Below are 14,828 nucleotides of genomic sequence, written 5' to 3'. Positions count from 1 at the left end.
CCAGGGCCGAGGTGCTCGGCTCCCGCACGCCCGTGATCGACCACAAGGTGACCGCGGCCTGTATCCGGTGCCATCCCTCGGTGTTGTCCATGATGTGCCGTACCCGGTCGGCATACGGTGCGGCCGAGGCACCGAAGTCGGCCAGGAGGCAGACCGGTCCGTAGCACGGGGCCCTCCTCGTTCAGCACCGCGTTGCTGACGAGCCGCAGCGCCGGCGTAGCGTCGCCGCCGCAGCGCCGGGCGGCCCACCCGGGTTTGCAGGCGGACTGAAGAGGCGGTCATGGCTCAGAGTTCGCGTGGGCCGCGCGGGTCTTCGCAGGGCTCAGCTCGCGGATGATGCGGGTCAAGTCGCCCGGGGCGGCCGCGAGACGGACCGGCTTGCCCGCGTCGTCGAGTTCGGCGATGTGCCAGCTTCTGGGGACGATGTCGCCGTCGTCGCCCCGGGCACGCCGCAATTCCTTGACGGTGAGCCGCTCCACCGGTATCGGTTTCGCCGCGAACCGGCCCGGGCCCGGGTGGGGCGTCACCGCGGGCCGGCCGCCCCCGAGGACGACGTGGGTGCCGAAGCCGTGCGGGTTGTAGTCGGTGTGCTCCAGAAAGCGAGCGGCCAGGAACACCTCCTTGTCCGTCTCGGCGGGCTCTTCGGCCGCTCCGGCCTTCCCGGGCGAACGGACGTGGGTGGTGCGCCAGGCCCAGATGAAGAGGACCAGCGTGGCCGGCAAGCCCACGGCCGCCCACGTGATCGCCACGGGGGAGGTGAGCAGGGTTGTGGGATGGAGATAACAGAGCGGCAGCAGCCACAGGGCGGTACCGACGAGCGCGCCCGCGAACGGAAGGGCCGACGGCAGGACCTCGTCGGCCGACAGCCGCCGGCCGCGCAGGCGCAGCAGCGCCTGGGCGCCGGGGTAGCCCGATGCGAGGGCGCACGCGGCCGCGATGACGGCCAGGTCACCGGCGGCGGGGATGTGCTCGCGCCACACATGCCGCTCTCCGGCGACCACCTTCACCGTGCCGCGCCAGACGGTCAATTCGACGCTGTCGCCGGACTGGAAACCTTGCGCAGCCTCTCGCGAGACGGCGAGTCGCTCCAGCGGCCGGCTGCCGGCGAAGTACAGCCAGCTGGTCTGCTTGGGCCGGTTGGCATCAGTCTGCTCGATCACGGCCGACAACGTGGTCAGGCACTCGCCGTGCTCGGTGGCGGGCGTCTGGGCGGTACACGGGGTGGCCGACTTCCACGCCTGCTCGTCCGACGCGGTGTTGGGCACGAACCACGCGGCCGCGCCCGCCCCCGCCAGCAACAGCGCGCACAGGCCCACTGACCGGGCCCAGCCGCGCCCGGCGGTGCGGTCCGTGACGACGGGAACGTGGCTCGACTCCGGGGCTCCGTGACAACGGTGCAGCGCGCGAAGCGCGTCCAGCTTCGCGTCGAAGTCCGGGTCGTGGGATGACCAGCTCTGCGGCAGAGGCAGGAGCCGCTTGCGTCCGTCGCGCAGCACCAGGCCGACGCGGCGGGTCTCCTGGCCACGAGTCGTGTTCTCGTACTTCAGGTGTACGAGCAAGTCGGCGACGTCGCGCCACGGCACGCTCCGGCGGCGCAGCAGTGTCCGGGTGTGCAGGCCGTACGCGTCGGCGCTCACTCGGGCGGTGACCTTGCGGAGGGATGCGATACCCGCCGGCGCGAGCAGCAGGCCGATGCCCAGCCACGCGTCCATGCCCCAGTACGCCAGGCGCACCGCGGCCAGGCTCGCTCCGGCGGCGCCGAGTCCTACGAAGAACCACAGGGTGCGCTTCCAGAGGGGACGGCAGGTCACTTCCGGGGCATGGTTCATGTGCCGAACCCTGCCATCGGCCGGGCCGAACCTGCTTGTGCAGTGTCCGGCAGTTTCCTTGCCCCGAACATTGCCGACTCGTGCGGTGCGGAGTGCCGCTGACGCCAGGAGCAGCCAGCCAGATGGTGTGGGGTGTCGAGTTGGCCGCTGGAAGAAGGCTCAGCGCTTCGTATCGAAGATGATTTGCAACGCCTCCCTGGTGACTGACCGAAGCTGAGCTGATGCGGCTTCGGGCCTTGGGTTCACGAAGGTGTCTCGAGGACGGACAGCACATTGCCGGCGGGGTCTGTGAACCACGCGATCAGCGGGCCTCCGCCCCGGAAGATGCCCTTCTCGTCCGTCGGTAGGTGGTCGTAGCGCAGGAACGCCACCCCCCGGCCGGTGAGCTCGTCGGCGGCGGCCTCGATGTCGTCGACAGGGAAGTTGAGCACCGTGTACGTCGCCGGAACATGGTCGGGCTTGGGGTAGATAAGGATGTCCCGATCGCCCGCGATACGCAGGGTGAGCAGGCCGTTCTCCTCCGAGACCGTGATGCCGAGTGTCTCGCCGTAGAACGCCTTGGCGGCCTCGATGTCGTCCACCGAGAAACCGCTGAACGCCTTCGTCGTACCGAACATGATTGCCTCCTGAGCGAGGTCGCCACTCCGATCGGCCCGTTCGGGCCCGACGGCTGCCCGGTGGGAGGAGCCTCCGACCAGGGCCGTCACCAGTAAGGACCGCGCCGGAGCGGCGAACTCATCGCTCTTCGCCGACGAGATCCCGGTCGCCCACGACCCCGGCTGCACCGACGCCCCGCCGCTGCCCACAGCCCGTCCGGGCCCCGGAATCCCCAGCAGGGAGAGGACACCCCTCCTGGCTACGTACCCCTGGCCCGCCCCGCTCAGACGCCATCAGACGACGACAGCAATTGCGGCGGAGGGGGATCCTCAGAACGGCATGCGCCCGCGAGTGCGCCGACCGGCGGAGCCGCTGCGGCCCACGGCGCGGGAACTGCTGCGAAACGGCTTACTGAAGATCCGGCCCAGGACGCCTGGGGCTTTCCCGCCGGCGCGTGATCCGGCTCCCAGAGTGCGCTGGGTACCGCGTTCGGGGTGCCGGGACAGCCGGGGCACGAAGAAGGCCAGAACGGCCAGGACTATGCAGACGGCGACGATGCCGACGATCATCATGACGGTCTCCTTGCGTCGAGTGTCGAGTGTCGAGTGTGTATGCCGCGTGCCCCGCGAGACCGGCTGCACGCGCAGGCCGAACCGGCCGTCCCTGCCCACCAGGCGTCAATCGGATGCCGCGATGACCTTGCGTACGTTCTCCAGGCTTCCGCACCCCTCCTTGAGCAGCCGCTCGCGCTCGCGGGCGAACGCCTCGCCCAGCTCCGCCCGCCGCTCGTCCGCGACGAGTTCCCGGGCGTGGTTGAGGAGCGTGCGTTCCTCTTCGTCCAGATGATGGGTGATGGCCTCGGACAGCTCCTCCAGCTTCTCGTCCCAGTCCTGCGAGCCCACCTCGGACACCTCCAGGAGGGCCGCCAGGGCCTTGTTGCCCTCGGTGTGTTCCTCTTCGCCGTGGTCAACCTCGTCGTTGTCGACCTTCCGGTAGCGGCGCAGCGCCGGGTAGACCTCCGCCTCCTCGGCCTCACCGTGTGCGATCAGCAAGTCCGCGAACTCCCTGAGCGCCGCGGCCCGGTCCTCCTCCACACTCCGCATCGCGCGAAAGAGGTCCTCCATCCGCCGGTGATCCTGCGTGATCAGCTCCACCACGTCGTTCACGTCGCCTCCTGGCTTGTTCGCATGTACGTAGACCGAACGCCTTCCCCGCAATCCGCACGTCACCCCTCCTCACGGCACAGTCAAGAAGCCGTAGAGCCTGCTCATGCGGCCACAGCCGACCGTCTCGATCGAAACACTCGGGGTTACTGGCCCGCGTGTTCCTGCCGTTGGTGAGGGGGCATAGCTGCCCTCTCAGCGCCCATAGTTGGGCTCCTGGGCATGGCGAGTGCGATGCACGAGACGATGGACGAGAAGTGGGTGAGGGCAAGCCGGCAAGGGGGACGAGGAAGTATCGCCGAAGCGGCAGACGTCACTCGTTCGCGGCGTCCTCGGCCTCCCAGCGCAGCAGGTCTCCCGGCTGGCACTCGAGCGCCTCGCAGAGTGCGGCAAGCGTTGCGAAGCGCACCGCCTTGGCGCGGCCGTTCTTGAGCACCGCCAGGTTGGCGGGGGTGATTCCGACGCGGTCAGCGAGCTCGCCGACGGACATCTTCCGCTTGGCCATCATCACGTCGATGTCAACGGCGATCGGCATCAGATCACCTCGTCCAGCTCGGCCTGCATCTGCGCCGCCTCGGCCTCGCGCGCGACGGCCTGGGCGAGCAGCATGCGCAGTACGAGCACGATGAGTGCGACTCCCAGGATTGCCACGACAGCCCCGCACAACAGGAGGACCACGCCCGGGGCGACGGCTTCGCCCGGCGCCAGGACGACCGCGAGCGCGAACATCAGGAGGGCGGCCGCCACGATCGCACCGATCACGACGTGCACGTATCGAAAGGCGGCGTGTGAGAACACCGTTCCCCGTCGCACCATTGTCACCAGCCGCCACACACAGACCAGGACGACCTGAACAGCCACGACGCCCAGGAGCGTGATCACGAGGAGCGGGATGCGCAGGTACGCGAAGTCTGTGTTCAGCTCCTCCAAGTCGATGGCCAGCAGCGGCACCATCACTGTCTGTACGAACGCCGAGCCGGCGAGGAGCACCACCAGCACGGCGCGCAGCGCGAGCACTGTCATTCTTCCCATCGTTTCTCCTTCGATCGTTTTACGATGATAATCTATCGATATTCGATAGGGGCGGCAAGAGGGTCGGGCAAGCCGGCGAGGGGGTCACCTGGAGGGCCTGCGCGCGGCGGACGCACGGCGGGGCGCGGCGCGTTCCCGCCGAAGGGCGTGATGTTCCCCTGTGACGGCCCGTTGGTGGATGGTTCTGCCCGTTGGCGGACGTGGACGCGAACCCAGCCCCGAGCCTTAACTTCCTGTATTACATAGGATACAGTGAGTTACTGACTTCTTCGATTGAAAGGGGTTGAGCATGGCGGTGCTGCAGAGGCCCTGCATTCTGACGCCGGCGGCAGACAACGATGCCCATAGGAGGGGGGTGGAGTACGCGTGATGTCGGTGCCATCGGCCACGACCGCCAACGCTGCGGAACCCCTTGTCTCGCCAGTCAATTCACACAACGAGTGGGACCCGCTGGAGGAGATCATTGTTGGGCGTCTCGATGGCGCGACGATCCCCTCCAGCCACCCGGTCGTGGCCTGCAACATCCCACCTTGGGCGGCGCGGTTGCAGGGGCTTGCCGCGGGCTTCAAGTATCCGGGCATGCTGATCGAGCGTGCGCAGCACGAGCTCGATCAGTTCATCACTCTCCTGGAGTCCCTCGACATCACGGTCAGGCGCCCGGACGCGGTCAACCACAGGCAACGCTTCAGCACGCCCGACTGGTCGTCGCGCGGTTTTTGCAACGCCTGTCCGCGTGACAGCATGCTCGTGATCGGCGACGAGATCATCGAGACCCCGATGGCATGGCCGTGCCGATATTTCGAGACCCACTCCTATCGCGCGATCCTCAAGGACTACTTTCGGCGCGGTGCGCGCTGGACGGCGGCACCAAAGCCGCAGCTCACTGACGCGCTTTTCGAGGCGGATTTCCGTATCCCCGAGACCGGCGAGCCCATGCGCTACGTCCTCACCGAGTTCGAGCCGGTCTTCGACGCGGCGGACTTCGTCCGCGCGGGACGCGACCTGTTCGTTACGCGAAGCAACGTCACCAACCGAATGGGCATCGACTGGTTGCGCCGCCATCTCGGACCTGGTTATCGCATCCATGAGATCGAGAGCCGCTGCAACGCACCCATGCACATCGACACGACCTTTCTCGTACTCTCGCCCGGCCGGGTACTGATCAACCCTGAATACATCGACGTCGACCGCCTGCCCGACGTCCTGCGCTCGTGGGACATCCTGATCGCCCCCCAGCCCAACCCGACCGACGAGCGCTTGCTCAAGATCACCTCGATGTGCGGCAAGTGGCTCAGCATGAACATTCTCATGATCGACGAGAAACGGGTGATCGCCGAGCGGCACCACACCGACATGCTGCGCGCGCTCGAAAAATGGGGGTTCGAGCCGATCCCGTGCGACCTGCTGCACTACGCGCCGTTCGGCGGCTCATTCCACTGCGCGACGCTCGACGTCCGGCGTCGCGGGACGCTCGAGTCGTATTTCAATTGACCGGCCCGCCGAGTGTGAGTACCAGAGGTACCAGACGCGGAGTCTTGACTGGCGGCCTGGAACACGTTCGGCAGCCCGCATGCATCCGCGAGGAAACGGTGCCGCGGTGACCGATGTCATGGGGGTTGCTGGACGCCATGCTCGATCCACTGCGCGATCAAGCCACTCGTCACTCGTCACTCGTCACTGGTCACTCGCCACCCGTCTCCGCGCCGCTGACGCCGACGCCGGGCCGCGCTTACCTGGGGCACCCGGTGTCGGGGTCGCGTGGTTGTTGGGTGTCGAAGAGGTCGCCCTTCATGTACGAGCACGCGGGCGCGGCGTCCAGGTCGTGGATGTCGGAGATCCGCAGGACCGCGAGGTTGCGCTCGTTGCCGATGCGCGAGGTCCGGAAGTCGATCTCGCCGGTCGCGCCCTGATAGGTGGCTTCCCGGAGCTGCTGTGCGACCGCCGCCCGGTGCGGTGCCACCCCCTTCGGCGGTGTGTCCAGTTGCTTGTGCAGGGTGGAAGTGGCCTCGACGAGCAGCCCTGCCACGTCGTAGGTGGTTCCGGTGCGCTCGGCCGGCCACGGCGTCTGCGGTGACTCCTCGTTGGGGAGCGTCTTCGCGAGTTCCGTGCGGAGATCCTTGTAACCCGTACAGAACGCGACCAGCGGCGTCCTCGCCTCCAGCGGGGGCGCAGGACGCCCCTCCTTGGCGCATGAAGCCCCCGCCAGCGTGACGAGGCTTCCCATCCCCACGTACGACATGGGCTGGCCCGCGAGCGAGATGTGCTGACGATTGTCCTTCTGCGCGACGAACCGGGAGACCGCGTCGGCGGCCACGACGAGGGGCAGCTTCCGCCGGCCGGTGCACCCGTTGGTCGCGGATCGGATGAAGTCCCCGAAGTCGTCCTCGCGCCCGATGTAGTAGACGATCTCGTCGCTCAGGTCCACGTTGTCCGTACACAGGGAGGCCACCTCGCCGGCTGACCCCTGCCACGTGGTCTTTGTCACCGGCACGTTGAGGTCGGCCAATTTGGCGGCGGCCGCAGCGACCAGTGTGTCGACGTAACTATCCGTTTTCCGGGGGTGGTACAGGGCGACCTTCCGTGCCTTGAGATGCCGCGCGTATTCGGCGATCAGCTGGGCCTGCATCGTGTTGTCCGGGACCATCTGGAAGTACAGCGGCGACCGGTCGCCCAGCCCCGAGCCGGTCAGAGTGGTGCCGATCGCCGGGACCCCTGCCAGCCCGATCTCGGTGATCGCCTGCTCCGTTTCCTTGACCGTACGGTCCAGCCCGACCACCCCCACCACCGAGGGGTCCGCGTCGAACAGCGGGCGGAGCATCTCGCGCACCACCTCCGGCGCCTTGCGCATGCCGTCCCCGCCGTTCGCCACGATGACGCGCAGCAGGGGCTGCGCTTTGGACTTGACGTTCTGTGCCCGCTGGCGCAGGAGCAGCCCCTCCAATTCCTCGGCAGCGGCATGATCGGTGTCCGGGGCAGCCTCGCGGTGGGTCAGCCCGACGAAGTGCACGATGCTGAGATACGGACGGCCGGACTGCTGCCGGCGCAGCTTTTCCGCCGCCTCGTTCTGAGCGAAGATGGCCTGCTGCGCTTTCCGCAGTCGCTTGTTGGTGCCGAAGATCTGTGCGGCGTTGTCGCTGTAGCCGATGCACTGGCGGTCGTCCGGGCCGATCTCAGCCGTCTTCACCGAGACGCCGTTGTGGAAGCCGGACCGGAAGTAGACGCACTCGGCGGCCCACGAGTCGATCACGTTCCGGGTCACGGGGAGCAGCATCAGTACCATCGCGATCGCCAAAAAGACCTCGCCAATGCCTCGTTGGGACAGTAAGGGAGCCGAGGGCGGCCGGAAGTCTCCCTCGCTCACCCGGGCGCCATGAACGCCGACCTGGGGCCCCTGCGCGGGCGGCAGGCCGATCCACAGATAGCGGGCGTTCTCTGCCAGCCGCTGCCGGTTGCTGGGCAGGTTGGCCAGCCAGACCTTCAGCGCGTCGCCGGCCTCCTGGGGACTGTAGAGCGTGCCGGAGTCTCCCGCTCCGAGCGTCGCCGGGCGCTCGTTGCTCGCCGCGACGACGAGGAGCGGGTCGAGTTCCCCGGTCTCGTTACGGACCTCGCTGACCAGCCGCAGAAGTTCCCAACCACCGTTGTCCTCTGTGACGTTGTCGAGCAGGACGGTTGTGTACGCCGTACGGCGCCACCCGGAGCGCTTGGGAAAGACAACCCAGCGCCGACGGCGGTACGCCCGTCGCAGGTCTTCGAGAAACGCATGCACCAGCAGCTTCTTGATCTGCTCCGGATTCTCCGATTCGCGACTGCGTTCCGTGAGCCGCTCCGCGAACCCCCGGAAGCTGGTGGAGTGGCGGGGAACCATGAAGGGCTGCCTGCGCATGAACCAGCGCGCCTCCCGGCCAAGGCCGGGGCTCCGCCGTCCCAGCCAGCGCAGCCCCATCCGGCGGCCGACCTCCACGAGCAGGTACAGGGTGGAGCCGAGAATGTTCAGGGGGGAGGGGGTGGCGGCGATGGAGGTGGTGAGGGCGGCCCGGTCCGACCGGTGCGCCCGGCCACTCCACTGGCGCAGCAGGCCTGCCAGTTGTTGATCGCGGCGCCCCGGCGCGGGGGACAGCCGCTGTCCGGTCAGCCAGTCCGTCAGCCGGTAGTAGTCGAAGCGAAAGGGACGTCCGGGGCCGAAGCGGTCGGTGGCGAGCTCGGTCATCAGCTCGTCCAGCAGCGGAATCAGCGGCATCGACCGGTCGGTTGTGCCTTCCCAGCGTGCCGTCACCGACTCGTTCACCGACTGGGCATCAATACAGGCGTGGGGCACCCAGGACCGGTGATGGGGCGTCTCCAGCCGTTCCTTGAGAGCGGGGAGGAAGTTGTTCGGGCCCTGGTCGCGCACCAGGCAGACCAACGGCAATGGCCGTTCGCCCCGTACTTCGTCGTCCGAGGTCCTGGCCAGGAACCGGCGCCGCTGAGTCAACTCTCTGATCATGGACAGCAGTTCGTGCACACCGGTGAAAGCCGGCCCCGTCTCTGGCATGCCAGGCAGGCTACCTGCGTCCATCATGTCCGATACGGGATTTTCGCCAGAACGCGCAGGATGCGCGCGTGGCGAAACAACCGGCCTCCGCGAAATCCCCTCGCCCGGCGGAGGCCCGCCAGGCCGGGGGAATCATCGGCACTACGACGAGAAGCACCAGCCGGGCAATGCCGCACCGACCGTGGAGAAGCTCGCCGACTACCTCCGGGAGAACGGCTTCCTCCCCGGGGCCCTCTGGTGCTGTCTTAGGGGGATCTGCCCCGGTGGGTCCGGGGGCGGGCAGGGCGGCGGCGATTTCCTGTACGGCGCATCGGGACAGGCCCTGCCCCACAGATGTCGACCAGGAGGGACCGAAGGTGTCGCCGTTCAGCGCGAATCATTCACGCCCAGCACCCGGGGCGTGACCTGCGGTGGCAGCGGCATACGCATCAGCTGGGAGAGCACAGTGCACCGCGCGGGCGCGACGTTCAGGACCGGAAACATCTGGGCCGGTGACACGGTCTGCTGGGTCAAAAACGCCGACGAGGTTCACATCACCACTCTGTCGATGGCGGGCCTCGCGGCAGTCACTCGGGAGCAGTCTCGCGGAGCTTGCGGAAGAACCTTCTTACATCGCCGACCAGCAGGTCCGGCTGTTCCATTGCCGCGAAGTGCCCGCCTCGGTCGTACTCCGTCCACTGCGCGATGTTGTTCGTCCGGTCCGCGATGTGCCGCAGCGGGATGAAGTTGTCCCGTGGAAAGTCGGCCAGCGCGGTCGGCGCTGTCGATGGCTCGGGCGGCGTGCCCCAGGAGTCGGCGTGTGCGCGCTCGTAGTAGATGCGGGCGGACGAGCCGGCGGTTCCGGTCAGCCAGTACAGCATCACATTGGTGAGCATCACCTCGCGGTCGACGGCATCTTCCGGGCGGTCCCGGGAGTCGGTCCACTCCTTGAACTTCTCCGCGATCCAAGCCAGTTGACCCACCGGTGAGTCGGTCAGGCCGTACGACAGTGTCTGCGGCCGGGTGGACTGGATGTCCGCGTACCCCTGCCGGTCACGGCTCCATTCCTGGAAGCGTTCCCAGGAGGCCAGCGTGCGCTTGCGCTCGTGCGGGCTCAGCGCGTCCAGCTCCTCGGCATCGGGGACCTGCGTAGCGCACGAGTTCGGCAGCAGATTCAGGTGTACGCCGATGACCCGGTCAGGCCGCGTCCGGCCGATCTCTCGTGAGATGCCCGCTCCCCAGTCACCGCCCTGTACCCCGTAACGCCGGTAACCGAGGCGCTCCATCAGCGCGGCGAAAGCGGATGCCACCCGGTGGAGTTCCCAGCCCGTCTCCCGTGTCGGGCCCGACAGTCCGAAGCCGGGGATGCTCGGCAGTACGAGGTGGAACGCGTCCGCCGGGTCGCCGCCATGCGCTCGCGGGTCGGTGAGCGGACCGGCGACCTCGGTGAATTCCACGATCGAACCGGGCCAGCCGTGCGTCATGATCAACGGAGTGGCGTCCGGTTCGGGCGACCGAATATGGGCGAAGTGGATGTTCGCCCCGTCGATCGTGGTGGTGAACTGCGGCCACTCGTTCAGCCGGGCCTCCGCGGCACGCCAGTCGTACTCGTGCCGCCAGTACCGCACAAGTTCCTTGAGGTAGTCGCGGGGGATTCCGTATGCCCAGCCCACTGCGGGCAGCTCATCCGGCCAGCGCGTGCGATCCAGACGCTCGTGCAGATCGTCCAGCTCGTCCTGCGCGATGTGGAGTTGGAACGGGTGAATGCTGTCGTCGTGCAACGTCGTCATGCCTGCGCATGCTATGTCCGCTGTCCACCGGCAGGTGCACCGGACCGCATCCTCGTGGGTCACGCGTCCGTCCACTCGGGGCGGACGTGGTCCGTGCCCCGGCAGGACACAGGCGCGTCCGTCACAGCACCTGGGAGACCGTGTAGGCGATCCCGCCCTCGACCAGGTAGCCGGACCCGACGCAGACGATTCCGTTGAGCCATGCGTACGGTTCGGCCCCCGTCTCGAAGACGGGGGTGGTACGGAAGTAGTAGCGGGCCGGGTCGATCCGGTGCCGTCGGCCGGGGTCGGACAGGGCCTCGCGCAGCGGGGGCGGAGTGACCCAGCGGCCTCCGTAGGTCATGTGCACCAGCGCGCCGTCGTGCGTGCGCAGCGTCAGCCGTACGTCCAGCGTCATGGTGCCGTCCGGCCCGAACAGCGCCCAGTCGCCGCCGCCGGGCAGCACGTCGCCGTGCAGCCGTGGACCATGGAACATGCCGCCCGCGGCTCCGAACAGCACCCGCCGCCCGAAGGGACCGCTGCCGAAGGGCAGGCGGGGAGCGAGGTCCACGACGATGTCGAAGAGGGGTGTCGTCTGAATCTCGCCGACGTCCTTCACCCGTGGGTCAGCCGTCATGCTCGGCCTCCTTGGGGGCGGCGGGAAACAATCTGCGCCGGACGGTGTCCACCGAGACACCCGACTGGGCGCACAGGGTGGCCAGATCGAAGAAGAACACTTCATGGGCGATGAGGCCGTCACGGAAGCCGAACCGGATGAACACCGGCAGCTCCGCCCGGCGCCCGTCGGGTCGTACGCCGAACCGGTCGCCGGTCATGGTCATGCGTGCGGTACCCCAGCAGGTGAGGACGTCGTGATTGCTCGCGTGGCCGTCCAGTACGACCTCGTAGTCAGGGAAGGAGCCGAAGAAGCGCCTGAGTACCTTCTCGTTCTCGGCCAGGCCCCGGGCCGTCGTGCCGAACGCAGGCGTCTCCAGCACCATGTCCGGGTGCAGGACCCGCAGGGCCGCGGGGAGGTCCTGCCTGCTCTTGGCGGCGGCCAGTTTGTCGGACAGGTCGACCATGCGTTTCACGTGCATCCGCCTCCTCGACGATGTAAACTAAACGTACGATCGATCGTATGTCCCAGGCAAGAGAGTGCCAGGAGGTGCCGATGAGCAAGCACGCGAGGGCTGGTGGGCCACAGCAAGTCGATACCGCCACGAGGCCGACGGACGAGACGGTCAGCGACCAGCGCCTTCTGCGCGGCGCGCGGGCCCGCCACAGGATCGCCCGCCACGCCGTGGATGTCGCCTCGCTGGAGGGGCTGGAAGGGCTCAGCATCGGGCGCCTCGCCACAGATCTGGGACTGAGCAAGAGCGGCATTCAGACGCTGTTCAGGACCAAGGAGAAACTTCAGCTCGCCGCGGCCGAGACGGCGCGCGAAGAGTTCATCGAGGCGGTCGTGCGCCCCGCCCAGGCCGCCCCGCCGGGCGCACCGCGGCTATGGGCGCTGACCGAACACTGGCTCGCCTACGCACAGACCCCGCTCTTCGCGGGCGGCTGCTTCTGGGCCGCAGTGCTACCGGACTTCGACGGCCGGCCCGGAGTGGTCCGGGATGCGCTGGTGCGACACCGCAGCGCCTGGCTCGCCCTGCTCACGGACGAGGTGCGCCATGCCGTCGCCACCGAACAGGCTGCCGAGGTGGACCCGGACCTGGTGGCCTTTCAGGTCGATGCGGTACTCATGTCCGCCAACACCGCCATGCGCCTGGGCGATGTCGACGCCGCATCCAAGGTCCGCCGCGTCGTCAAGGGGCTCCTCGGAGCGCCGGCCGCGTCCATCGAAACGCCGAAGGAGTGACTGCCCGCCGCGGTTTCGCTCTGGTCTGTGGGGGCTTCCTTGCGGCGGTCGCTGTGGTGGCCGGCGTCTGGATGATCTGGTTTCGGCCGCCCTACGGCCTGTCCGACTCCCCGCCGGTCGACGTCACGGTGAAGGCCGAGAAGTCTGACTACGCGGACGTCACGGAGACTGCGGAGGAGGTTGACACGCTCGTACGGGTGTATGTCCAGCGGCTCAAGGTCAGGGACGCCGGAGGGCTGGCACAGCTCGCCGGCCCGGACTTCGACCAGCCTGGCACAGAAGCCCGGAAACTCGTCCGCGAGTACGCCGCGGGCGCGCAAGGCCATGTGGAAGCCACGGTGCTCGAAGGGGCGGTGCCGTACTTCAACAAGGTGCAACTGTCGTACGAAAAGGTGGGAAAGCAACAAGAACTGCTTCTCGTCAAGGACGATGGGCACTGGTGGATCGGCTTCGGAGACGGCGATCCGGCGGCGGGCATGCAAACAGCGTCCGACTGACCCGATAGTCCCCCTCGGGGACACAAAGGCAGTGGCCTGGACAACCCTTGAACGGGTTGTGCGGGCCACGGGTCGTGACCGGAGGCTTGAGCGGGAGCCACAGCGATCGCGGCGTGCGACTGCCTGACGTCAGATGTCGCACCGGGAGGAGCCGGCCGGGTCCTGGTGGCAGTACGCCGTCGGCGCGGGTGACGGCGCCGGCGCTTACTGCATACCTCTCCACCACCGGGCTCCGGGCGTGGACGGAGCGGCTGGCTTCCCGGTAGCTGGGGGCTCTCCCCAGCCGGCGAGCCATCCCCGACGCGGTGTTGATCGACCTACGGCAGCCGTCCGTTGTGGCAAGCCCCAGAGTAAAACTTTACGGGTCGTCCCGTATGGTTAACTCATGACGCTTCCCAGCGCCCCGCGTGGGCGTCCCAGAGACGGTCGTGCCCATCAGGCGATCCTGACCGCCACAACCGAGTTGGTGACCGAAGTCGGCTACGCGGCCACCTCAATCGGGGCGGTGGCGGCCAGGGCCGGCGTCGGCAAGGACACCGTCTACCGGCGCTGGTCGGGCAAGGCCGAGTTGGTGTACGAGGCGGTCTTCACCGGGAGCGAGGCGGCCCCGGCGCCGGATACCGGCAGCCTGGCCAGTGATCTGACGACGCTGCTGGAGGCCCTCATCCAGGAGTTTTCCGCTCCGGCCGCCGCCGCGGCCCTGCCGGGCCTGCTGGCCGACTTTGCCGCCGGCCCGGACTTGCAGGCCCGTATCCGGTCCGAGTTCCTGGCTCCGGCCAAAGATGGCCTGGTGGCGGTGTTCGAGCGAGCCGTCCAGCGTGGGGAGACTGGCCGCGACGTACCGGTCGACTTGGTCCTCGACACGCTGGCTGGAGCTGTCTTCTTCCACGTCGGCCTGGTGGGCGAGCAGCCCAGCCCGCAGCTCGCCGCTCAACTGGCGGCCATCGTCGGCCGCGGAATCGAGTCCCGATGAACGCCTGGTTCCTCTCTGCCGGCATAACCGCCGCCGCGGTCGCCGCCATCCACGCCATCGCGGGTGGCCGGGATGTCGTCCGGCCGCTGCTGGCCGGCAATCTTCCCGACGAACCTCGCCGTGTCTTGCACGCCGTCTGGCACATGGTCACCGCCGACCTGGTGCTGGCGGCCATTGCGCTGATGTGGCTGGCCCTGGGAAACCGTGCGGGTAGTGACGCCATCGCCTGGCTCCTGGCCGCCCACTTCGTCGCCTATTCAGGCGTCTTCCTCGCTGTGTCGTTGGCGACCAGCTGGTCGAGGCCGCTGCTGCGCCTGCCTCAATGGATGCTGCTGTTGCCGGTGGCGGTGCTGGCCGGTGTTGGCGCCGCCTGAAAGGACCGAGCCACTGGCTGCGACTAACGCTGCCGTCGCGCCCGAGGCCTGGGCCTGTGATCGATTCGCGGCGGCCTGGCCCGTGGGCGGCGAGGCAGCGCACCGCCTGGGCCCGTCCTGCGCGGCCGCCGTCCGCAGTCTCGTTCACGTGTGGTGCTTCCCAAGGACCCGCGGCTTTGCCCTGCCCTGATGGGGGCCGCGACAGTGCGACCCAACGGCACTG

The 14,828-nt window shown here is 68.1% G+C and carries 15 protein-coding genes; 5 read left to right on the top strand and 10 right to left on the bottom strand.

Annotated features, from left to right (window positions below):
- Nucleotides 1-278 precede the first annotated feature (278 nt).
- From AC1P0E_RS00610 to AC1P0E_RS00585, 6 genes are all read right to left on the bottom strand, one after another.
- A complete protein-coding gene (locus AC1P0E_RS00610; protein ID WP_482740160.1) occupies nucleotides 279-1,829 on the bottom strand; it encodes a PH domain-containing protein in 1,551 nt (516 codons plus the stop codon).
- 242 nt (nucleotides 1,830-2,071) lie between these two features.
- Entirely contained in the window at nucleotides 2,072-2,446 is a 375-nt protein-coding gene (locus AC1P0E_RS00605) for a VOC family protein (RefSeq protein ID WP_482740159.1), read from the bottom strand.
- Nucleotides 2,447-2,755: 309 nt separating this feature from the next.
- Nucleotides 2,756-2,998 (bottom strand): DUF6411 family protein, encoded by a 243-nt coding sequence (locus AC1P0E_RS00600; RefSeq protein ID WP_482740158.1) that lies wholly within the window; start codon nucleotides 2,996-2,998, stop codon nucleotides 2,756-2,758.
- A 105-nt stretch (nucleotides 2,999-3,103) separates the two neighbouring features.
- Complete coding sequence (locus AC1P0E_RS00595) at nucleotides 3,104-3,592, bottom strand: hemerythrin domain-containing protein (protein ID WP_482740157.1); 489 nt, start codon at nucleotides 3,590-3,592, stop codon at nucleotides 3,104-3,106.
- A 310-nt stretch (nucleotides 3,593-3,902) separates the two neighbouring features.
- Complete coding sequence (locus tag AC1P0E_RS00590) at nucleotides 3,903-4,124, bottom strand: helix-turn-helix domain-containing protein (RefSeq protein ID WP_482740156.1); 222 nt, start codon at nucleotides 4,122-4,124, stop codon at nucleotides 3,903-3,905.
- The gene (locus tag AC1P0E_RS00585) at nucleotides 4,124-4,621 is read right to left on the bottom strand and encodes a DUF2975 domain-containing protein (protein ID WP_482740155.1); all 498 of its coding nucleotides are present in this window, start codon (nucleotides 4,619-4,621) and stop codon (nucleotides 4,124-4,126) included. Before AC1P0E_RS00585 ends, AC1P0E_RS00590 begins: the two co-directional genes overlap by 1 nt.
- A 369-nt stretch (nucleotides 4,622-4,990) precedes the next feature.
- On the opposite strand from AC1P0E_RS00585, the gene AC1P0E_RS00580 reads away from it, so the two are divergent.
- Nucleotides 4,991-6,112 carry an amidinotransferase gene (locus AC1P0E_RS00580; protein WP_482740154.1) on the top strand — a complete coding sequence of 374 codons (1,122 nt, stop codon included), beginning with the start codon at nucleotides 4,991-4,993 and terminating at the stop codon, nucleotides 6,110-6,112.
- 238 nt (nucleotides 6,113-6,350) lie between these two features.
- On the opposite strand, the gene AC1P0E_RS00575 is transcribed toward AC1P0E_RS00580, so the two are convergent.
- From AC1P0E_RS00575 to AC1P0E_RS00560, 4 genes are all read right to left on the bottom strand, one after another.
- Nucleotides 6,351-9,152, bottom strand: a complete 2,802-nt coding sequence (locus AC1P0E_RS00575) for a type 1 periplasmic-binding domain-containing protein (RefSeq protein ID WP_482740153.1) — start codon at nucleotides 9,150-9,152, stop codon at nucleotides 6,351-6,353.
- 566 nt (nucleotides 9,153-9,718) lie between these two features.
- Nucleotides 9,719-10,921, bottom strand: a complete 1,203-nt coding sequence (locus AC1P0E_RS00570; protein ID WP_482740152.1) for an epoxide hydrolase family protein — start codon at nucleotides 10,919-10,921, stop codon at nucleotides 9,719-9,721.
- A 121-nt stretch (nucleotides 10,922-11,042) separates the two neighbouring features.
- Nucleotides 11,043-11,537 carry a DUF3237 domain-containing protein gene (locus AC1P0E_RS00565; RefSeq protein ID WP_482740151.1) on the bottom strand — a complete coding sequence of 165 codons (495 nt, stop codon included), beginning with the start codon at nucleotides 11,535-11,537 and terminating at the stop codon, nucleotides 11,043-11,045.
- Nucleotides 11,527-11,982, bottom strand: coding sequence for an ester cyclase (locus tag AC1P0E_RS00560; RefSeq protein WP_482745605.1), 456 nt, complete (start codon nucleotides 11,980-11,982; stop codon nucleotides 11,527-11,529). The genes AC1P0E_RS00565 and AC1P0E_RS00560 overlap by 11 nt, the downstream gene beginning before the upstream one ends.
- A 56-nt stretch (nucleotides 11,983-12,038) precedes the next feature.
- Here AC1P0E_RS00560 and AC1P0E_RS00555 point away from each other — a divergent pair, with 56 nt between their 5' ends.
- The 4 genes from AC1P0E_RS00555 to AC1P0E_RS00540 all read left to right on the top strand — a co-directional run bounded on the left by AC1P0E_RS00555 (nucleotide 12,039) and on the right by AC1P0E_RS00540 (nucleotide 14,605).
- Nucleotides 12,039-12,761 (top strand): TetR/AcrR family transcriptional regulator, encoded by a 723-nt coding sequence (locus AC1P0E_RS00555; protein ID WP_482740150.1) that lies wholly within the window; start codon nucleotides 12,039-12,041, stop codon nucleotides 12,759-12,761.
- Nucleotides 12,762-12,817: 56 nt separating this feature from the next.
- Complete coding sequence (locus AC1P0E_RS00550; protein ID WP_482740149.1) at nucleotides 12,818-13,258, top strand: hypothetical protein; 441 nt, start codon at nucleotides 12,818-12,820, stop codon at nucleotides 13,256-13,258.
- 385 nt (nucleotides 13,259-13,643) lie between these two features.
- Nucleotides 13,644-14,231: a TetR/AcrR family transcriptional regulator gene (locus tag AC1P0E_RS00545; protein ID WP_482740148.1), complete on the top strand. Its 588-nt coding sequence runs from the start codon at nucleotides 13,644-13,646 to the stop codon at nucleotides 14,229-14,231.
- On the top strand, nucleotides 14,228-14,605 hold the full coding sequence (locus AC1P0E_RS00540; RefSeq protein WP_482740147.1) for a hypothetical protein: 378 nt from the start codon (nucleotides 14,228-14,230) through the stop codon (nucleotides 14,603-14,605). The genes AC1P0E_RS00545 and AC1P0E_RS00540 overlap by 4 nt, the downstream gene beginning before the upstream one ends.
- Nucleotides 14,606-14,828: the final 223 nt, after the last annotated feature.

Source organism: Streptomyces sp. TRD_SC_5, assembly GCF_056836825.1.
This window is presented reverse-complemented; position numbering and strand designations above follow the sequence as displayed.